The sequence below is a fragment of the Actinomycetospora aurantiaca genome (assembly GCF_037401875.1).
Taxonomy (GTDB): domain Bacteria; phylum Actinomycetota; class Actinomycetes; order Mycobacteriales; family Pseudonocardiaceae; genus Actinomycetospora; species Actinomycetospora aurantiaca.
The window spans coordinates 1-19,383 of sequence record NZ_JBBEGN010000020.1 but is presented as its reverse complement, the minus strand read 5'-3'; the positions used below and the strand labels follow the sequence as shown (position 1 = coordinate 19,383).

The window sequence follows — 19,383 nt, the reverse complement described above, 5'->3', positions numbered from 1 at the left end:
CGCCCAGGCTAGGAGGGGGGCCCGAGCGGGGCCATCATGACGCGCCGGGGTGTGGCGGACGCGGTTCGGGGGGATGCTCTGCGCCATGACGTCGGAGGGGGGCGACACCGGGGCGGCGGAGGAGACACCACGCTCCGTGCTCGGTCGTGCCCTGGGCGTGCTCGGTGCGTTCTCCGACGCCGCCCCCGAGCTCGCGCTGGCCGACATCGTCACCCTCACCGGTCTCCCGCCGGCCACGGCGCACCGCATCGTCGCGGAGCTGGTGGCGTGGGGCGCGCTCGAGCGGGTCGGGCGCGGCCGGTACCGGGTCGGGCTGCGGCTGTGGCGGATCGGCGCCCTCGCCCCCACCGCCCGGACCCTGCGCGAGGCCGCCCTCGCCCCGATGCAGGACCTCGCGGCGGTCACCGGGCACGTGGTGCACCTCGTGGTCCTGGACGGGCACCGCGCCCTGTTCGTCGAACGGCTCGCGGGGCGGGAGGACCACACGGTGCGCTCGCGGGTCGGGCGGGACATGCCGCTGCACGCCAGCGGGCCGGGCAAGGTGCTGCTGGCGCACGCCCCGGCGGCGTTCGTCGAGGAGATCATCTCCCGGGGCCTGCCCCGGCTGGCGCCGGGGACGATCACCGACCCGGCCGCGCTGCGCTCGGCCCTCGCCGACGTCCGCCGGACCGGGCACTGCCTCTCGCACGAGGAGATGACGGCGGGGGTGTCGTCGGTGGCCGCCCCGGTCGCCGGCGCCGACGGTCGGGTGGTCGCCGCCCTCGCCGTCGTCGTGCCCGCGACCGACCCCCTCCCGCCCTACGTGCCCGCCGTGCAGGTGGCGGCGGCGACGGCCTCCCGGCGCCTCGGGGTGCGTCCGCAGGACCGCGCCTGACGCGCTCACACCACCGCGAAGCGCAGCCGCAGGGTCCCGGCGTCGACGAGGTCGACCTGGGCGGACCGGACCGGGTCGCGTCCGGTGCAGGTCACGGTGGCCCCGACCACCGGCGACGGGCAGGAGAAGGGCACCACCCCCGCGCGTCCGAGCGACCGCAGCGCCAGGCCGACCTCCAGGGTGAGCGTCCGGCCCACGGCGAGGGCGTCCGTGCCGAACGGGGCGGGGAAGGTGCGGTCGTACCCGCCGGCGGCGTCGAGCACGAGCGCGCCCCGGTAGCGCAGGACGTGTCCCGGGGAGTCGGGCAGCGTCAGCGGGTCGGCGCGTTCGCGGGCGCTCAGCGGGTCGCGGGACGCCTCCGAGACGGTGACGCCCGCCCAGCCGCGCCGCCCGTCGGCCGTGACTAGCCGGCAGGAGACCTGCTCGTCGACGACCGGGTCCTCGCACGACGCCGTCACCACCGGCCCGCCCTCGGCCTCGGCCACCGCCGCCGCGACCCGCTGCTCGACCTCGCCGCGGGACGGCGGCGCGCTCCCGCACGCCGACACCGCGAGGAGCACCACGGCACCGAGCACGACCGGCAGCCACCGCACGACCGTGACGATATGTCCGTTTCCGTCGGCCGGCCGTGAGCGGGACCCGGCACGTTTCCGCTCAGTGAGAGAGCCCGGTGACCGCACACCGTGACCGCTCACATACTCCGCCGACGGCGCGACAGGGGTGTCGGGCCAGGAGGGCGGCGGTGATGACGGCGACGACGAACGCGTCCTCGACCTGGGTGCGGTGGCTGGCGTGGTCGGCCGTCGCCCTCGAGGGCTACGACCTGGTCGTGCTCGGGGTGGTCATCCCGGTGCTGCGCCGCGACCCGTCCTTCGCGCTGAGCCCGGGGGCCGCGACGACGGTGGCGACCGTCGGGCTCGTCGGCGTCATGGTCGGCGCCCTCGCCGTGGGGCCGGTGTCCGACGTCTGGGGCCGGCGCCGCACCGTCGTCGCCTGCGTCCTGGCCTTCTCCGTCCTCGGCGCCGCGTGCGCGTTCGCGACCGGCGCGGTGAGCCTCGGGGTGCTGCGCTTCCTCGCCGGGGTGCCGCTCGGGGGCGTGCTGCCGGTCGCGCTCGCCATGACCGCCGAGCACGCACCGCCGCGGCGCGGGAACAGTGCGACGACGGTCCTGATGACCGGCTACCACGTCGGGGCGGTCGCCGCGTCCCTGCTCGGGGCCCTGCTGGTGAGCTCGCTCGGCTGGGAGTTCATGTTCGTGGTCGGCGCGGTGCCCGCCGTTGTGCTCGTGCCGCTGATGCTGCGCCGCCTGCCCGCCGACACCGCCCCGGTGGCCCGCGCGGCCGGCAGCCGGAAGAACCCGGTCGGAGATCTGTTCCGGGGCGGGTTCGGCGTCGCCACGGTCGCCTTCTGGGTCGCCTCGTTCATGGGCCTGCTGCTGGTCTACGGCCTGAACACGTGGCTGCCCGAGATCATGCGGCTGGCCGGCTACGAGCTGACCCAGGCGCTGTTCCAGCTGCTCGCCCTGAACGTCGGCGCGGTGATCGGCCTGCTGGTCGGCGGCCGGGTCGCCGACCGGATCGGCGTCCGCCCGGCCACCATCACCTGGTTCGCGGTCGCCGCGGTATTCCTCGCCCTGCTCTCGATCCGGCTGCCCGGCGCCGCGGTCTACGTCGCGATCCTGCTCGCCGGCATCTTCGTCTTCTCCTCCCAGGTGCTGGTCTACAGCTGGGTCGGCCGCATCTACCCCGCCGCCGCCCGCGGGACCGCACTGGGCTCCGCGAGCGGCGTCGGTCGCCTCGGGGCGATCTCCGGGCCCGCGTTCACCGGGGCGCTCGTCGCCGGCGGTGTCGCCTACCCGTGGGGCTTCTACTTCTTCGCCCTGGTCGCGGCGCTCGGAGCCGTCGCGGTCGTGTTCATCCGGCGCACCGAGCCGGCGGACGACCTGGCCGCGACCGCGGTCGAGCGTGACCGGGCGGCGTCCTGAGCACCGTCCGCGAGGCCGCGTTCGACGTCCTGCGGCGGCGCGGCCTCGACCGGATCTTCGCCAATCCCGGCTCCACCGAGATCACGCTGCTGACCGACCTCCCCGACGACCTGGACTTCGTGCTCGCGCTGCACGAGGGCTCCGTCGTCGGGCTGGCCACCGGGTACGCGACCGCCACGGACCGGCCGGCGCTGGCCGTCCTGCACACCACCGCCGGGCTGGGCAACGCGGTCGGCGCGCTCGCGACCGCGCGGGTGAACCGGGTCCCGCTGGTCGTGGTGGTCGGGCAGCAGGACCGCCGCCACCTCGCGTCCCGTCCGTTCCTCGCGGGCGACCTGGACGGTCTCGGCGGCACGTACCCGGTGTGGACCTCGGCGCCGGTACGCCCGCAGGACGTGCCCGGTGCGATCGACCGGGCCTTCCACGAGGCACTCACCGGTCGCGGACCCGCCGTCGTGACCGTCCCCAGCGACGACTGGGCCGCCGAGGCCGACCCGCGGGCCCTCCCCTCCCCCGCCGTCGTCCGCCGCGGGCTCCGTCCCGACGACGGGTCCGTGCGCGAGCTGGCGGCGCTCGTCGCCGGCGCCCGCTCGCCCGCCCTCGTCGTCGGCGCCGACGCGGACTCCCCCGCCGCGTGGGCCGCGCTGGTCGAGCTGGCCGACCGGCTCGACGCGCCCGCCTGGCAGGAGGCGTTCGCCGCCCGGGCCGGGTTCCCGCAGGACCACCCGCGGTTCGCCGGGCACCTGCCCCCCGAGCGCGCCGCGCTGCGGTCCGCCCTGGCCGGGCACGACCTGGTGCTCGTGGTCGGCGCCCCGGTGTTCCGGCAGTACCAGTACTCCCCGGGCGACCTGGTGGAGCCGGGCACGACGATCGCCCTGGTCACCGACGACGCCGAGGACGCCCACCACAGCCGCGCCGACCTCGCCGTCCTCGCCGACCCGGCCGCGACGGTCGCCGCGCTCACGGCCGCTCTCCCCACCCGCGTCAGCGATGGCCCGGTGCTGACCCCTGACGTCGGAACGGCGCCACTCGCACCGGCGGCCGACGGCCCGCTCGACGCGCCCACCGTGTTCGTCGAGCTCGCCCGCCGGCTCCCGGCCGACGCCGTCGTCGTCGAGGAGACCCCGTCGTCGCGCCCGGACCTGCACCGGCTCGTCCCGGCCCGCGCACCCCTCGGCTTCCTCTCCGCGGCGCAGGGCGGCCTCGGGTTCGGGGTGCCGGCGTCGATCGGGGTGAAGCTGGGCGCACCGGACCGGCCGGTGGTGGCCGTCGTCGGCGACGGGTCCACGCTCTACGGCGTCCAGGGCCTCTGGTCCGCGGCGCACTACCGCGTGGGCGTGCTCGTCCTCGTCATGGACAACGGCCGCTACGCGATCATGGACCGGTTGGCGACGGAGGCCGGGGGCAAGGCGCCGTGGCCCGGGTTCGGTGAGGTCGACGTGGCGACCCTCGCGACCGGCCTCGGCTGCGAGGCCCGCCGCGTGGACACCGTCGGGGCGCTGACCGGGCTCCTCGACGAGGTCGTCCCGGGGCTCCCGGAGCGCCGGGCCCCGCTCGTGGTGGTCTGCTCACTGCGCTGAGAGGGTGCCGGCGTGGCCGACCCCGCGCGACTGCCCCTGCACGGCCTGCGGGTGCTGGACATGGCCTCGCTGGCCGCGGCGCCGCTGGCGGCGACCTACCTGGGCGAGTTCGGCGCCGACGTCGTCAAGATCGAGCCGCCGGGCGTCGGCGACGCCCTGCGCGGCTGGGGCGCCCGGCGCGACGGCGTGGGCCTGATGTGGAAGAGCCTCGGGCGCAACAAGCGGTCGGTGACGATCGACCTGCGCACCCCCGACGGCCAGGACCTCGCCCGGCGGCTCGCCGCCCGCTCCGACGTCGTCGTCGCCAACACCCGCCCGCACACGCTGCGCCGCTGGGGCCTGGACTTCGAGCGGCTGCACGCCGAGAACCCGCGCACGGTGATGCTGCACGTGACCGGGTTCGGGCTGACCGGCCCGAAGAGCGACCGGCCGGGCTTCGGCACGCTCGGCGAGGCGATGAGCGGGTTCGCCCACCTCACCGGCGAGGCCGACGGACCCCCGACGCTGCCCGCGTTCATGCTCGCCGACTCGGTCGCGTCGCTGAACGCGGCGTACGCGGTGATGACCGCGCTCTACGACCGCGACGTGCACGGCGCCGACGGCCGGCTGGTCGACGTGAACCTGCTGGACCCGCTGGCACGGCTCCTCGAGCAGTCCGTGCTCACGTGGGACGCGACCGGCACCGTGCCCCGTCGGGCAGGCAACCGCTGGGACATCTCCGCGCCCCGCAACACCTACCGGACCGCCGACGAGCGCTGGCTCGCGATGTCCGGCAGCGCCCCCACGGTCGCCCTGCGGGTCTTCCGCGCGATCGGCCGGCCGGACCTCGCAGAGGACCCGGACCTCGCCGACGCGCAACGGCGCCTGGCCCGCGCCGCCGAGGTCGACGCGGTGGTCGCGGACTGGGTCGCCCGGCACACGCTGGCGGAGGCGATGGCGGTCTTCGAGGCCGCCGAGATCGCCGCGGCCCCGGTCTACGACGTGACCGACCTCGTCGCCGACGAGCAGATGGTGGCCCGCGAGGTGTTCCGGCGGGTCCCCGACGACCAGCTGGGCAGCCTGCTCGTGCAGGCACCGGTCCCGCGCATCGGCGGGGTCGAGGGCCGCATCGACCACCTCGGCCCCGAACTGGGTGCGCACACCCGCGAGGTCCTCGCCGAGGCGGGCCTGTCCGCCGATGAGATCGACGACCTCGCGGCGCGCGGCGTCGTCTAGTAGGACCGCTCGAGCCCCAGGACCGACTGCGCCAGGTAGTTCAGCGCCATGGCCTGCGGCAGCGGAGCGAGGCGCTGCAGGCGGGCCTCCCGGAAGTAGCGCTCGACGTGGTACTCCTCGGCGTAGCCGAAGCCGCCGTGGACCTGGACCGCCGTGTCCGCGGCGAAGAAGCCGGCCTCCGCGGCCACGAACTTCGCCGTGTTCGCCGCCTCCCCGGCCGGTGCCCCCCGGTCCACCGTCCACGCCGCCTCGCGCACCACCAACGACGCCGCGTGCAGCCGCGCGTGGGCCTCCGCCAGCGGGTGCGCCACCGCCTGGTTCGCGCCGATCGAGCGCCCGAACACCCGGCGCTCCCGCGCGTAGGCCACCGCGCGGCGCAGGGCGGCCCGGCCGGTGCCCAGGGCCTCCGCCGCGATCAGCACGCGCTCGGCGTTGAGCCCGTCGAGCAGGTACCGGAAGCCCTGCCCCTCCTCGCCGACCAGGTCGTCGACGGACACCTCGAGACCGTCGTAGGCCACCTCGCAGGAGGCGACCGCGTTGCGGCCGAGCTTGCGGATCGGGGTGATCGTGACGGCGGGGTCGCGCAGGTCCGCGAGCAGCAGCGACAACCCGTCGGTGCGCCGCGCACACCGCTCGGCCGGCGTGGTGCGCACCAGCAGCAGCACCTTCTCCGACTCCAGCGCCTTCGACGTCCACACCTTCCGGCCGTGGACCCGGTACACGTCGCCGTCCCGCTCGGCCCGGGTGGTGATCGCGGTCGTGTCCAGCCCCGCGTCCGGCTCGGTCACCCCGAACGCCACGTGCAGGTCGCCGGTCGCGATCCGCGGGAGATAGCGCGCCCGCATCGCCTCGCTGCCGTGGAGCACCACCGGGTGCATCCCGAACACCGACATGTGGATCGCGCTGGCGCCGTTCATGCACGCGCCCGACGCCGCGACCTCCTCGAGCACGACCGACGCGGCATCGATGCCCTGCCCGCCGCCGCCGTAGGACTCCGGGATCGCGATGCCGACCCAGCCGCCGGCGGCCATGTCGTCGTAGAACGCCCACGGGAACGCGTGCTCGCGGTCGCACGCCGCCCAGTACTCGTCGTCGTACTTCGCGCAGACGTCCCGGACCGCCTCGCGGATCAGGCGGTGGTCCTCGGACTCGGAGAAGTCCATGGCCGCGACGCTAACCCGCGCGCGCCCGCGGGTGCGAGGTCGCATAGACCTCGCGCAGCCGGTCCACGGTGACCATGGTGTAGATCTGCGTCGTCGTCACGGACGCGTGGCCGAGCAGCTCCTGCACCACCCGCAGGTCGGCGCCGCCGTCGAGCAGGTGCGTGGCGAACGAGTGCCGCAGGGTGTGCGGCGAGAGCTCCTGGGTGATCCCGGCGAACTCGGCGGTCTCGCGCAGGACGTTCCAGGCGCTCTGCCGCGACAGCCGGGCGCCGCGGGCGTTGAGGAACAGCGCCGGCGTGCCCCGCCCCCGCACCGCGAACCCCGGCCGCGAGCGCACCCGGTAGGCCTCCAGCGCCGCCAGCGCCGGGCGCCCGACCGGCACCAGGCGCTGCTTGCCGCCCTTGCCCGACAGCAGGACGGTGCGCTGCTCGGTGTCGACGTCGTCCACGTCCAGGCCGACCACCTCGCTGATGCGCGCTCCCGTGGAGTAGAGCAGCTCGAGCAGGGCCCGGTCGCGGACCCCGCGCGGGTCCTCGGCCGACGGCGCCTCCAGCAGGCGCTCCACGGTGTCCACGTCCAGCGCCTTCGGCAGCGTGCGCGGGGGCGCCGGCGGGTGGACCTCGGCGGCGACGTCGACGGCGACCTCCCCCTCCGCCAGCGCGAACCGGTGCAGCCCCCGGACGGCGACGACGGCCCGCGACGCGCTCGACGTCGCCAGCGGCCGGTGCCCGTCCTGCCCGGTCCGCAGCGCGACCAGGAAGGTCCCGACGTCGGCCGCGGTCACCTCGGCGAGGTCGGCGCGGCCCAGGGCGGCCAGGTGCTCGACGTAGCGCGACAGGTCACGGCGGTAGTTGGTCAGCGTGTGGACGGACATCCCGCGCTCGACGTCGAGGTGGTCCAGATAGACCTGGACGACGTCCGCGGGCTCCACGGTTCCCGACGGTACGGCCGGGCGCGCCCGCCGCCCCGGTGCCGCGCCGGGGTCAGTCCGCCGTGCGGCGCCGGACGTACTGGGTGGGCCGATCGAGCCACGGGGCGTCGACCGGGCGCGGGGCGAAGCGGCCCGCGACGACCTCGGCGGCCGCGAACACCCCCGCGATGCACGGCCCGTTGACGACGGCGCCCGACATGGCGCCGGCCACGAGGTCGTCCAGCGGCACCCGGCGGATCACGAGGTCGGCCTCCTCGTCGTCCCCGCTCTCCGGCCGGTCCACCGTGCGCAGGCCGCGGGCGAGGAAGACGCGGACGGACTCGTCGGCGAACCCGGGGCAGCCCACGACGTCGACGAGCGTCGACCAGTCGTCGGCCTCGACCCCGACCTCCTCGACCAGCTCCCGCTTCGCGGCCTCGACGGGGGCCTCCTCCGACCCGCCGTCGAGCAGGCCCGCGGGCATCTCCCAGATCCGGCGCCCGATCGCCGGCCGGTACTGGTAGATCATGACGAGGCGGTCCTCGTCGTCGAGCGCGGCGACCGCGACCGCGCCGTAGTGCTCGACCTTCTCCCGGGTGGCGACCCGGCCGCCGGGCATGCGCACCCGGTCGCCGCGCAGCGCGAAGATCGCGCCCTCGTAGAGGACGTCGGAGTCGACGACGTCGAACGAGTGCGGCGGGTGCCCGCCGTGCGGGTCGGCCAGGCTGTCGGGCGTCTCCGACGAGCGCGGATTCATGAGAGCGCCGAGGACTCGAGCCGGGCGGCCTCGGCGTCGACCGGGTCGTCGCCCTCCAGGTCCTGCTCGGGGCTGTCCGCGGTGTCCTCGGTGTCGGAGCCGCCGAACAGCCTCGACGACGCGTCGTGGCGCAGCGCGGCCGCGACGAACGCCGCGAACAGCGGGTGCGCCCGGGTCGGCCGGGACTTCAACTCGGGGTGCGCCTGGGTGCCGACGAAGAACGGGTGGGTCGAGCGGGGCAGCTCCACGAACTCGACGAGCGTGCCCTCCGGGGAGGTCCCGGAGAACACCAGGCCCGCGGCGGCCAGCCGGTCGCGGTAGGCGTTGTTGACCTCGTAGCGGTGGCGGTGCCGCTCGGAGACCCGGCCGGTGCCGTAGGCGGCGCGGGTGACGGTGTCGGCGGCGAGGACCGCGGGGTAGGCGCCGAGACGCATCGTGCCGCCCATGTCCCGCTCCCCCGCGACCACGTCGGTCTGCTCGGCCATCGTCGAGATGACCGGGTCGGGGGTGGCCGGGTCGAACTCCGCGGAGTTCGCGGCCTCGATGCCCGCGAGGGCCCGGGCGGCGTGGATGACCATGCACTGCAGCCCGAGGCAGAGCCCGAGCGCGGGGACCTGCTGGCGGCGGGCGTGGTCCAGCGCGCCGATCTTCCCCTCGATGCCGCGCACGCCGAAGCCGCCGGGGACGAGCACGCCGTGCACCCCGTCCAGCGCCTTCTGCGCACCCTCCCGGGTCTGACACTCGTCGCTGGGCACCCAGCGGATCGCGACCCGCGCACGGTGCGCGAACCCGCCCGCGCGCACCGCCTCGGTGACCGACAGGTACGCGTCCGGGAGGTCCACGTACTTCCCGACGATCGCGATCGTCACCGTCTCCGACGGCTGGTGGACCCGGTCGAGCAGGTCGCCCCACACCGCCCAGTCCACGTCGCGGAACGGCAGGCCGAGCCGACGCACCACGTAGGCGTCGAGCCCCTCGGAGTGCAGTACCCGCGGGATGTCGTAGATCGACGGCGCGTCCGGACAGGCGACGACGCCGTCCTCGTCGACGTCGCACATCAGCGAGATCTTGCGGGTCATCTCCTCCGGGATGTGCCGGTCGGCGCGCAGCACGAGCCCGTCGGGCTGGATGCCGATGTTGCGCAGCGCCGCGACCGAGTGCTGCGTCGGCTTGGTCTTCAGCTCACCGCTCGGGGCGAGGAACGGCACGAGCGAGACGTGCAGGAAGAAGCAGTTGTCGCGGCCGACCTCGTGGCGCAGCTGGCGGGCGGCCTCCAGGAACGGCAGCGACTCGATGTCGCCGACCGTGCCGCCGATCTCGGTGATGACGACGTCGGGTGCGGGTCCGTCCCCGCCGTCGCGCATCGCGAGCACCCGCGACTTGATCTCGTCGGTGATGTGCGGGATGACCTGGACGGTGTCGCCGAGGTACTCCCCGCGGCGCTCCTTCGCGATGACGTCGGAGTAGACCTGCCCGGTGGTGACGTTGGCGCGGCCGGAGAGGTCCCGGTCGAGGAACCGCTCGTAGTGCCCGATGTCGAGGTCGGTCTCGGCGCCGTCCTCGGTCACGAAGACCTCGCCGTGCTGGAACGGGTTCATCGTCCCGGGATCGACGTTGAGGTACGGATCCAGCTTCTGCATCGTCACGCGCAGACCGCGCGAGGTGAGCAGCTGGCCGAGGCTGGACGCCGTGAGGCCCTTGCCCAACGAGGACGCGACGCCCCCGGTGACGAACACGTGCTTGGTGGTCCGGGGGTGCTGCACGGAACCTCACCCTAACACCGCCGACCGGGTGAGCGGCGCGGACCTCAGGCCGCGGGGGTCCGCGGCGGCAGCGCGGACAGGCCCGGGGCCGAGCCGTAGGCGCCCGCCCCGCCGCCGGCCTGCTCGGCCGCGGCGAGCACCGTGGCGAGCCGGCCCGCGGTCGCGCCGATGCCGTCGACGGTGGAGACGTCGCGCACCGCCGGGTCGGTCCGGGCGGTGGCGACGGCCCCGTCGGCGGACCGCGTGGCGAGCACGGTGCCCGCGCCCCCGGCCCGCACCCCGCCCGCGAGGTGCGCGAGGGCGGTGGCCCGCCCCGACGCGTCGGGACCGGGCGCGGGGTCCCCGCCCACGACGACCGCGAGCTGGGCCGGGACGGGTGCGACGCCGGGGGCCAGGAAGCCGCCGTCGGCGAGGGCGGTGAAGGCGGTGCCGATCTCGGCGGGCGAGCTCGACGGCCCGCGCCCGGCGGTGACCAGCGATCCGAGCAGCGCGCCGGTCAGCGTGCCGGCGTCGGTGGTCGACGGGAGCTGCACGCCGGCCGGGAGCACGCGCGTGACCAGGCCCCGCAGGGCGTCCGCGCGGTCGGGCGCCAGCGCGGCGTCGGTCAGACCGAGCGTGCCGGTGACCCGTCCCCCGGCCTGCCCGACGAGCCCGGTCACGGCCTCCAGGTCGGCCGGGTCGGCGCCGGGCGCGGCGAGCAGCACCACCGTCCGGTCCGCCAGCGCGCCCCCGACGACGGCGGGTGCGGCGCCGGCCAGCACGCGGTCGGCCGCGGCCTGCTGGGCGCGGGCGGTGTCGCGCTCGGCGGTGAGCGTGCCGACCTGCCCGGAGAGGTCCGCGCGGTCGGTGCTCAGGGCGCCGAGCATGGTCTGCGAGAGCGACGAGGCGCCGAGCACGACGCCCAGGGCGAGCGCCAGGACGACCGCGCACAGCGAGACGACGTGGTACCGGAACGAGATCATCCGACGACGCTCCGGAACACCGTCGTGGCCCAGGTGCCGACCGCACGGCCGCCGGTCTCGAGCAGCAGCACCAGGGACGGGCCCGCGCCGAGGGCCAGCGCGGCCACGACCGCGGTGGCCAGGACGGCGAGCACGAGCATGACGAGGGTCCAGATCGAGACGCGGCTGCGGTACAGGGCGAGCACGGCGGGCGCGTCGACGAGCGTCGGGCCGAGCCGCAGCCTCGTCAGGAACGTGGAGGGGATCGACCCGGAGCGGCCGCGGTCGAGGAAGCCGCCGAGGCTCGCGTCGAAGCCGACGGCCACCACCAGCGCCGCCCCGTGGGCGTGCGCGAGCAGCAGGGCCATGTCCTCCGGGTTGGCCGAGGACGGGAAGGCGATCGGGTCGACGCCGAGGTCCTGCATGCGGGCGAGCCCGGCGACGAAGCCGTCCGGGTCGGCGGGCACGACGACGTCGCGGGCCTTCCGGGCGAGCGCGGGGTCCAGCTCGGCGACCGTCCCCAGCACGACGGCGGGACTGTGCCCGGCCTCGCGCAGCGCGTCCGCCCCGTCGCCCACCCCGACCAGGACCGGCTTGAACTCCCGGATGAACCCGGTGAGCGCGCGGACCTCCTCGGCGGTGCCGGGACCGCCCGCGACCACGACCACCTGCCGGTCGCGCATCGACGTCGAGATCGCCGGGACCCCGACGCCGTCGACGAGCAGCGACCGCTCGCGGCCGAGGAACTCGCTGGTGTTCGCCGAGAACGCCTCGAGCTGGGCGGCCATCCCGCCGCGGGCCTCGTCGAGCAGGTCGGCCACGGTGTCGCGGTCCTGGGCGAACCCGCGGACCACCTCCCGGTCGCCGACGTGCACCGCGCCGTCGTGCAGCCGCACGGTGGACCCGTCGGCGAGGTCGGTGAAGACGCCCGGCCCGCAGTCGTCGACCAGGGTGACCCCGGCCTCGACCAGGATCTCGGGGCCGAGGTTGGGGTAGCGGCCGGAGATCGACGGGGCCGCGTTGACCACCCCGACCACCCCGGCCTCGAGCAGCGCGGACGCGGTGGCCCGGTCGAGGTCGACCTGGTCGATGACCGCGACGTCGCCCGGGCCCAGGCGGCGCAGGTACGCCGCGTCGGTCGCGCCGCCCGCGGCGCCGCGGCGGCCGATCCGGGCCGTGCCGCTCACGCCGGGGGGCGCTTCCCGGGTCCGGGTCCCACGTCCAGGCCATCGCATGCCGACGATGCTGACGCGCGATCACGATCCGGACACGCCGCCACGCCGACGAACCTCTCAGGTCTCACTCGTCCCGGGCGCACCACGAGTCACACGAGGCGCGGGTGGGTGCCGGCCCGCGTCCGTCCGGCTCAGCCGGCCTTGCGGCGCGGACCGCGGCGCCGTCCGCCCTGAGTGATCGGGGTCGGCTCGGGCACGCCCCGCCGGTCGTGCGCGGCCGCGGCCAGCAGCTCCTCGGCGTGCGCCCGCCCGGTCTCGGTCTCCTCGGTGCCGGCGAGCATCCGGGCCAGCTCGACCACGCGCTGCGAGTCGTCCAGCGTGCGCACCGAGCTGCGGGTGACGCCGGCGGTGGCCGACCCCTTGTCGACCACCAGCTGCCGGTCGGCGTACGCCGCGACTTGGGCGAGGTGGGTGACGACGACGACCTGGTGGGTCTCGGCCAGCCGGGCGAGCCGCCGCCCGATCTCGATCGCGGCGCGCCCGCCGACCCCGGCGTCGACCTCGTCGAACACCAGCGTGGGCACGGTGTCGGCGCCCGCCAGCACCACCTCCACGGCCAGCATCACCCGCGAGAGCTCGCCGCCGGAGGCGCCCTTCGCGATCGGCAGCGGCGGCGCGCCCGCGTGCGGGGCGAGCAGCAGCTCCACCTCGTCGACCCCGTCCGGCCCGGCTGCGACCCGCCGGCCGTCGATCTCCAGGGCGTCGGCTCCGGTGCTGTCCTTGTGCCCGACCTGCACCTGCACCGTCGCCGCGGCCATCGCGAGCCCGTCGAGCTCCGTGCTCACCGCCTCCGCGAGCCGGGTGGCCGCCTCGGTGCGCACCGCCGACAGCTCGGTCGCGTGCCCGACGAGCTCGGCGCCGAGCTGCTCGGCCTCCGCGGCGAGCGCGGCGATCGCCTCGTCGGAGGTGTCCAGGGACTCGAGCCGCTCCCGGGCGGTGTCGGCCCAGGCGAGCACGCCGGCGACGTCGGCGGCGTACTTGCGGGTCAGCCCCTTGAGGGCGGCCTGCCGCTCCAGCACCCACGCGAGGCGCTCCGGGTCGGCCTCCAGGGCCTCGAGGTAGCCGGAGAGCTCCGCGGCCACGTCGGTGAGCAGCGTGGCGGCCTCGGCCAGGCGGGGTTCGAGGGCGGTGAGCCGGGGATCGTCGGTGGCCAGGGCGCGCCGGGCCTCGGCGACCAGGGCGGTGGCGTCCGGCTCCTCGCCGGTGCCCTCGGGCGGCCCGGCGACCGCGGCCAGCGCGGTCAGCGCCGAGGACCGCAGGTCGTCGACGTCGGCCAGCCGCCGGGCCTCGGCCACCAGGGCGTCGTCCTCGCCCGGCTGCGGGTCCAGCGCCTCGATCTCGGTGAGCCCGTGGCGCAGCAGGTCGGCCTCGCGGGCCATCTCCCGGGTGCGCTCGCGCCGCTCCGCCAGCTCCGCGACCGCGGTGCGCCAGCGCGCGCGCGTCGTGCGGTACCGCGCGAGGGCCTGCTCGGCCGGGGCCCCGGCGAACCGGTCGAGCACCGCGCGCTGCTCCGCCGGGCGGAGCAGGCGCAGCGCCTCGTGCTGCCCGTGGACGGCCAGCGAGGCGTCGGCGACGTCGGAGAGCACGGCCATCGGCACCGAGCGCCCGCCGAGGTGGGCCCGCGACCGACCGTCCGCGGACACGGTGCGCGCCGCGATCAGCGACCCGTCGTCGTCGAGCGCCGCCCCGGCGTCGCGCGCGATGCCCGCGGCGTCGTGCGGCTCGGGAGCCTCCTCGTCCGTGCCGCCGGGCGGGGCGTCGTCGCCCACCGGCAGCACGTAGCGGCCCTCCACCACCGCGCGCGACGCCCCACGCCGCACGCGGGAGGAGTCCGCGCGGCCGCCACCCAGGAGGTGCAGCCCGGTGATCACCATCGTCTTGCCGGCGCCCGTCTCGCCGGTCACCGCGGTGAGCCCCGGATGCAGCTCCAGGGTCGCGTCCTCGATCACGCCGAGGCCCTGGATTCTCAGCTCGGAGAGCACGCGGCCACTGTAACGACGGGGTCCGACACCCACGGCCGAACACGCCGATCGGAATCGAACAGGTGGTCGAACGGTCGGTGAACCGCGGTGGTCGGTGGCGGTCGGTGGTGGTCGGTGGTGGGGTCGGCCCTACCGCCGCCCGCGCCACCCCTGCACCGGCAGCTCGAACTTGCGCACGAGGCGGTCGGTGAACGGCTGGACCCGGAGCCGGGCGAGCAGGACCGGGGTCGCGCCGCGGCCGATCTCCACCCGCGAACCCGGCGGCAGGTCCAGGGTCCGGCGCCCGTCGCAGACCAGCACCCCGGCGTCGCCCCGGTGCGAGACCTCCAGGGCGACCCGCGACTCGGGGGACACCACCAGCGGCCGCGCGAACAGGGCGTGCGCGTTCGACGGGACGAGCAGCATCGCCTGCACCTCCGGCCAGACCACCGGCCCGCCCGCCGAGTAGGCGTAGGCCGTGGACCCGGTGGGCGTCGCGCACAGGACGCCGTCGCAGGCGAACTCGGAGACCGGGCGGCCGTCGACCTCGAGCACGACGTCGAGCAGCTTCGCCCAGTTCGTCTTCTCGACGATGGCCTCGTTCAGGGCCCACGTCCGGCCCAGCACCTGGCCGTCCTGGGCGGCCTGCACGTCGACGGTCATCCGCTCCTCGACGCGGTAGGACCGCGCGACGACCGCGTCCAGCACCTCGTCCAGGTCGTCCAGGTCGGCCTCGGCGAGGAACCCGACGTGGCCGAGGTTGATCCCGAGCAGCGGCACCCGCGCCTGCCGGCACAGCTCCGCCGCGCGCAGCAGGGTGCCGTCGCCACCGAGGACGATGACGATCTCCGCGCCGTTGGCGGCGTCGTCGTCGGGATCGATCCGCCGGGGCCGTTCGTCGGGGTCGAGGTCGTCGAAGAGGCCCGCGTCGGAGGAGAACTCGTCGGGCATCACCCGCAGCTGGAAGCCGGCGCGGCACAGCCGGGACGCGACCGTCGACGCGACCTTCCGCGTCGCCTCGCGCCCGGTGTGCACCACGATCAGCGCGTCCCGCACTCGCTCTCCCGTCGATGACGTCACTGCGGCCCGTCCTCGACCGCCCGGCGCACCCACGCGCCGTCCGTGTCGTTCGTGTCCCCCGTACCCGTTCCGGGCCGCAGCCACAGGAAGTACTCGACGTTCCCCGACGGTCCGGGCAGGGGGCTGGCCGTCACACCGGCCAGCGTCAGGCCCCGCTCGCGCGCGGCGCCGACCACCGCGAGCACCGCCTCGGCCCGCAGCGCGGGGTCGCGGACCACGCCGCCCGCGCCCAGGCGGTCCTTCCCGACCTCGAACTGCGGCTTCACCATCGGCAGCAGGTCGCCGCCGGGCGCGGTGCACGCGGCGAGGGCGTCCAGCACCAGGCGCAGCGAGATGAAGGACAGGTCCGCGACGACGAGGTCGGCCGGTCCCCCGATCTGCTCGGGGGTCAGCGCGCGGACGTTCGTGCGGTCGAGCACCGTGACGCGCTCGTCGGTGCGCAGCGACCACACCAGTTGCCCGTACCCGACGTCCGCAGCCACGACCTCCCGCGCCCCGCGGCGCAGCAGCACGTCGGTGAACCCGCCGGTCGAGGCGCCCGCGTCGAGACACCGCCGGCCCTCCGGGTCGACCCCGAAGGCGTCGAGGGCCCCGAGGAGCTTGTGCGCGCCGCGGCTGGCCCAGTCGTCGACGGTCCCGTCCGGCTCCGGGGTGACGACGACGGCGGCGGCCGTCTCGACCGCCGTCGCGGGCTTCGTCGCGACGCTCCCCCCGACCGTCACCCGACCGTCCGCGATCAGGGCGGCGGCCTGCTCGCGTGACCGCGCGAGGCCGCGGCGCACCAGCTCGGCGTCCAGCCGGAGCCGCCGACTCGTCGTCCGGGCCACCGGTGTCAGCTCTGCGGGCGGTCGCGGTCGGGTCCCGCGCGGCGCTGCGCGGCGTCCCCGGCGTCGGTCAGGGCGGCCGCCAGCGCCTCGTGGAGCGCCTCGAAGCGGTCGGCGTGCTCGGTCGGGTCGGTCGCCGACGGGTCGTGGTCGAGGTCCGCGACGGCGGCGGCGGCCGCGCGCAGCCGCACCAGCTCCCCGCCGTGCGCCCCGTGATCCACGGCCTCCACGCTAGCTCACCGCCCGGCGTCGAGGCCGAGCGCGGAGATCATCCGGCGGGCGGCGTCGTCGGCCCCGTGCACGACGGGGGTCCGGGTCGCGTCGCCGACGGCGTCCCAGTGCGACGCGCAGAGGGCGCGCAGGGCCGCCACCCGGGCGTCGGGATCGCCGCCCGGGCCCCCGGTCGCGAGCTCGAGCGACCCGTCGTCGCGGACCTTCGCCGTCCAGCCGTCGTCGGCGCGGACGCGGACCGCCTCCGGGTCGGTCAGGGCGGCGAGGTCGGCCGCGACGAAGGTCGGGCGCTGGTCGGCCGGCGCGGCCAGCAGGTCGGCCGGGGTGGAGACCCCGGTCAGCACCAGCAGCGACTCCGCGTCGATGGCGTGCCCGCCGGCGATGTCGGTGTCCAGCCGGTCGCCGACCACCAGCGGCGTGCTCGAGGACACCCGCTCCATGGCCTGGCGCAGCAACGGTGCGGCCGGCTTGCCCGCCACCTGCGGCTCGCGACGGCTGGCGTGGCGCAGCGCCGCGACCATCGACCCGTTGCCGGGGAGGAGGCCCCGCTCCGACGGCAGGGTCGGGTCGACGTTGCACGCGACCCAGAGCGCGCCCCGCGCCAGGGTCAGGGCGGCCTCGGCGAGCTGGCGCCACCCGGTCTCCGGGGAGTGGCCCTGGACGACCGCCACCGGGCCGTCGTCGTCGGCCCGCACCGGGGTCAGCCCGACCGCGGTGATCTCGTCGGCGAGCGCGTCGGTCCCCAGCACGAGCACCTTCGCACCCGGGTCGACCTGCGCCGCGAGCACCGCCGCACCCGCCTGCGCGCTCGTGACGACGTCGTCCTCGGTGACGGTCAGGCCGAGCTCCGACAGGTGCCCGGCGACCGCCCCGGGCGCGCGCGAGGCGTTGTTCGTGACGTAGGAGACCGTCTGGCCCCGATCGCGGGCGGCCTCCAGGGCCTCGACGGCGCCCGGGATCGCGGTGGGCCCGGCGTAGACGGTGCCGTCGAGGTCGACCAGGAGGGCGTCGTGCCGGGAGCCGCTCACGAGTCGTCGCTCCGGGCGGCGGTCGTGTCCGTGCCCTCGGTCCCGTCGGCCTCGTCGGTCTCGGTCCCGTCGGACTCGTCGGTCTCGGACTCGTCGGTCTCGGACTCGTCGGTCTCGGACTCGTCGGTCTCGGTCTCGTCGGTCTCGGTCTCGTCGGTCTCCGCGAGCTCGGCGGGCGGCGTGTCCACGCCCGCCGCCACCAGGGCGGCCCGCTCCTCGGCGTCGGTCTCGCCGTCGGCGTCGGTCTGCGCGGCGTCGAGGAAGGCCCGCACGGCCTCCTCACGACGCCCGGCGGCCACCAGCGCCTCGCCGTAGGCGTAGAAGAGCCGGCAGGTCCACGGGTCGTCCGTGCGGCGAACGTCCAGCTCGGGGACCTGCAGCCCGACGACCGCCGCGGCGAACTCGCCGAGGTCACGACGGGCTCCGGACGTGACGATCAGCAGTTCCATCGCCTCGTCGCGGGGCAGGTCGGACGACTCGGGGCTGCGGGCGATCTCGAGCGCGCGTTCCGGGCGGCCCAGGGCGCGCTCCGCGTCGGCCATCACCGGCACGTGCGCGGCACCGCCCATCCGCCGGCTGGCCCGCAGTTCCGAGAGCGCCTCGGCCCACTCGCCCGCGTGGTAGGCCGCCAGCCCGCACGCCTCCCGCACGACCGCCACCCGGGACGCCCGGTGCCGGGCGAACCGGGCGTGCGCGAGCGCGGTCTGCACGTCGTCGTCGATCAGCTCCCCGACCGCCACGAGGTGGCGCGCCACGTTGTCCGCGAGGTCCTTGGGCAGTCCGCGCAGGTCACGGCGCACCTCGCCGTCCAGCAGGTCCGGGGTGATCTCCTCGGGCAGCGCCGGCTCGGTCGGCCGCGGCTGCGCGTCCTGGTGACGCCGGATGGGCCGGTCCTCCTCGGAGCGCGGCGCCTGCTCGCGGCGGTCCCGGGGCGGTCGGCCGTCCCGGCCCTGACCGCCACGCGGCGCGCCCTCCGACCTCGAGCCGCGCCGGTCCCCGGAGGCCGGGCCTCGTCGTGGCCCTGCGCTCGCCGCGTCGTTCCGCCGCGGCGCCGAGCCGCGCTGCCGCTCGGGGTCCTCACCCCGAGGTGCCGGGCGACGGTCGTCGGTCCGGTGCTCGCCCTGCCCGCCGCGCCGGTCGTCGGTCCGCGGGCGCGCCGGGCCCCGACCCCGGTCGTCGTCCCGGGGACCGCCGCCGCGTCGGTCGTCCCGTGCCCGTCCGTAGGAGGCGCGGTCGTCGCGGGGGCGGTCGGCACCCGGCCGTCCTCCGCGGTCGGAGCCGGCCCGGGGGCCGCGCCGGTCGTCGCCGCCGTCGCCCCGTCGGCCGTCCCACGAGCGCCCACTGCGGTCGTTCCCACGCCGGTCGGAATCCGCGCGGCCGCCCTGGCCTCGCTGAGGGCGGTCGTCCCGCGCCCGGTCGCCGGCGGATCGGTCGGTGCGCGGTCGACGGTCCTCCCGGGCTCCGCCGGCGTCGCGGCCGCGTGCCGCCTGATCGCGCGAGCCTCCGCGGTCGGAGCTCCCGCGCGAAGGGCGGCCCCGGTCGTCCTGGCGGCCGCCGCGTCCGCGGTCGTCGCCACGGGGAGGGCGACCCGGACGGTCGTCCCGACCGGCCCGGCGGTCTCCGCCGGTGCGCCGGTTGTCGCGCGAGTCGTCGGTCCGGCGTCGGTCCTCCGGGGTGGACGACGATCGGTCGCCCCGGCCGTCCTGTGGGTCCACGCTCACCGATCGGCCTCCTGACATGCGAAAACGGGGCAGGACGCTTCCGTCCTGCCCCGCATCGAAGGGTGCCGCCGAGAACCTCGGCAGCACCGTTCACTCTCGAGATATGGGTCATGCAA

General features: G+C 76.4%; 17 protein-coding genes. 4 read left to right on the top strand and 13 right to left on the bottom strand.

What is annotated here, in order from left to right:
• Positions 1 to 85 precede the first annotated feature (85 nt).
• Positions 86 to 874: an IclR family transcriptional regulator gene (locus tag WCD74_RS25865; RefSeq protein WP_337697784.1), complete on the top strand. Its 789-nt coding sequence runs from the start codon at positions 86 to 88 to the stop codon at positions 872 to 874.
• A gap of 5 nt (positions 875 to 879) precedes the next feature.
• Here the strand turns inward: WCD74_RS25865 and WCD74_RS25860 are convergent, their stop codons facing one another.
• Positions 880 to 1,467 carry a hypothetical protein gene (locus WCD74_RS25860; protein WP_337697783.1) on the bottom strand — a complete coding sequence of 196 codons (588 nt, stop codon included), beginning with the start codon at positions 1,465 to 1,467 and terminating at the stop codon, positions 880 to 882.
• Positions 1,468 to 1,619: 152 nt separating this feature from the next.
• On the opposite strand from WCD74_RS25860, the gene WCD74_RS25855 reads away from it, so the two are divergent.
• The 3 genes from WCD74_RS25855 to WCD74_RS25845 are packed head-to-tail and all read left to right on the top strand — an operon-like array spanning position 1,620 to position 5,653.
• Positions 1,620 to 2,858 carry an MFS transporter gene (locus WCD74_RS25855; protein WP_337697782.1) on the top strand — a complete coding sequence of 413 codons (1,239 nt, stop codon included), beginning with the start codon at positions 1,620 to 1,622 and terminating at the stop codon, positions 2,856 to 2,858.
• Positions 2,855 to 4,438: a thiamine pyrophosphate-binding protein gene (locus WCD74_RS25850; protein ID WP_337697839.1), complete on the top strand. Its 1,584-nt coding sequence runs from the start codon at positions 2,855 to 2,857 to the stop codon at positions 4,436 to 4,438. Before WCD74_RS25855 ends, WCD74_RS25850 begins: the two co-directional genes overlap by 4 nt.
• 12 nt (positions 4,439 to 4,450) lie before the next feature.
• A complete protein-coding gene (locus WCD74_RS25845; protein WP_337697781.1) occupies positions 4,451 to 5,653 on the top strand; it encodes a CaiB/BaiF CoA transferase family protein in 1,203 nt (400 codons plus the stop codon).
• Here the strand turns inward: WCD74_RS25845 and WCD74_RS25840 are convergent.
• From WCD74_RS25840 to WCD74_RS25785, 12 genes are all read right to left on the bottom strand, one after another.
• Positions 5,650 to 6,816 carry an acyl-CoA dehydrogenase family protein gene (locus tag WCD74_RS25840; RefSeq protein ID WP_337697780.1) on the bottom strand — a complete coding sequence of 389 codons (1,167 nt, stop codon included), beginning with the start codon at positions 6,814 to 6,816 and terminating at the stop codon, positions 5,650 to 5,652. The genes WCD74_RS25845 and WCD74_RS25840 overlap by 4 nt on opposite strands.
• A gap of 10 nt (positions 6,817 to 6,826) precedes the next feature.
• Complete coding sequence (gene xerD, locus WCD74_RS25835) at positions 6,827 to 7,747, bottom strand: site-specific tyrosine recombinase XerD (protein ID WP_337697779.1); 921 nt, start codon at positions 7,745 to 7,747, stop codon at positions 6,827 to 6,829.
• Positions 7,748 to 7,799: 52 nt separating this feature from the next.
• A complete protein-coding gene (locus tag WCD74_RS25830; protein ID WP_337697778.1) occupies positions 7,800 to 8,483 on the bottom strand; it encodes an NUDIX domain-containing protein in 684 nt (227 codons plus the stop codon).
• Positions 8,480 to 10,246 (bottom strand): CTP synthase, encoded by a 1,767-nt coding sequence (pyrG, locus tag WCD74_RS25825; protein WP_337697777.1) that lies wholly within the window; start codon positions 10,244 to 10,246, stop codon positions 8,480 to 8,482. The genes WCD74_RS25830 and pyrG overlap by 4 nt, the downstream gene beginning before the upstream one ends.
• A 44-nt stretch (positions 10,247 to 10,290) precedes the next feature.
• Positions 10,291 to 11,208, bottom strand: coding sequence for a copper transporter (locus WCD74_RS25820; protein WP_337697776.1), 918 nt, complete (start codon positions 11,206 to 11,208; stop codon positions 10,291 to 10,293).
• Positions 11,205 to 12,422, bottom strand: coding sequence for a putative cytokinetic ring protein SteA (steA, locus tag WCD74_RS25815; RefSeq protein ID WP_373696133.1), 1,218 nt, complete (start codon positions 12,420 to 12,422; stop codon positions 11,205 to 11,207). Before steA ends, WCD74_RS25820 begins: the two co-directional genes overlap by 4 nt.
• A 131-nt stretch (positions 12,423 to 12,553) precedes the next feature.
• Positions 12,554 to 14,404, bottom strand: coding sequence for a DNA repair protein RecN (gene recN, locus WCD74_RS25810; RefSeq protein WP_337697774.1), 1,851 nt, complete (start codon positions 14,402 to 14,404; stop codon positions 12,554 to 12,556).
• Positions 14,405 to 14,533: 129 nt separating this feature from the next.
• The gene (locus WCD74_RS25805; protein ID WP_337697773.1) at positions 14,534 to 15,439 is read right to left on the bottom strand and encodes an NAD kinase; all 906 of its coding nucleotides are present in this window, start codon (positions 15,437 to 15,439) and stop codon (positions 14,534 to 14,536) included.
• Positions 15,440 to 15,459: 20 nt separating this feature from the next.
• Positions 15,460 to 16,290, bottom strand: coding sequence for a TlyA family RNA methyltransferase (locus tag WCD74_RS25800; protein WP_337697772.1), 831 nt, complete (start codon positions 16,288 to 16,290; stop codon positions 15,460 to 15,462).
• Positions 16,291 to 16,295: 5 nt separating this feature from the next.
• Entirely contained in the window at positions 16,296 to 16,508 is a 213-nt protein-coding gene (locus WCD74_RS25795; RefSeq protein WP_337697771.1) for a hypothetical protein, read from the bottom strand.
• A 15-nt stretch (positions 16,509 to 16,523) separates the two neighbouring features.
• Positions 16,524 to 17,546 carry an HAD-IIA family hydrolase gene (locus WCD74_RS25790; RefSeq protein ID WP_337697770.1) on the bottom strand — a complete coding sequence of 341 codons (1,023 nt, stop codon included), beginning with the start codon at positions 17,544 to 17,546 and terminating at the stop codon, positions 16,524 to 16,526.
• On the bottom strand, positions 17,543 to 18,346 hold the full coding sequence (locus WCD74_RS25785; RefSeq protein WP_337697769.1) for a hypothetical protein: 804 nt from the start codon (positions 18,344 to 18,346) through the stop codon (positions 17,543 to 17,545). Before WCD74_RS25785 ends, WCD74_RS25790 begins: the two co-directional genes overlap by 4 nt.
• Between the last annotated feature and the right edge of the window lie 1,037 nt (positions 18,347 to 19,383).

Coding starts and splice junctions, on each gene's coding strand:
- WCD74_RS25865 (WP_337697784.1), top strand. CDS start 86: ATGACGTCGGAGGGGGGCGACACCGGGGCGGCGGAGGAGACACCACGC.
- WCD74_RS25855 (WP_337697782.1), top strand. CDS start 1,620: ATGACGGCGACGACGAACGCGTCCTCGACCTGGGTGCGGTGGCTGGCG.
- WCD74_RS25840 (WP_337697780.1), bottom strand. CDS start 6,816: ATGGACTTCTCCGAGTCCGAGGACCACCGCCTGATCCGCGAGGCGGTC.
- WCD74_RS25830 (WP_337697778.1), bottom strand. CDS start 8,483: ATGAATCCGCGCTCGTCGGAGACGCCCGACAGCCTGGCCGACCCGCAC.
- WCD74_RS25820 (WP_337697776.1), bottom strand. CDS start 11,208: ATGATCTCGTTCCGGTACCACGTCGTCTCGCTGTGCGCGGTCGTCCTG.
- steA (WP_373696133.1), bottom strand. CDS start 12,422: ATGCGATGGCCTGGACGTGGGACCCGGACCCGGGAAGCGCCCCCCGGC.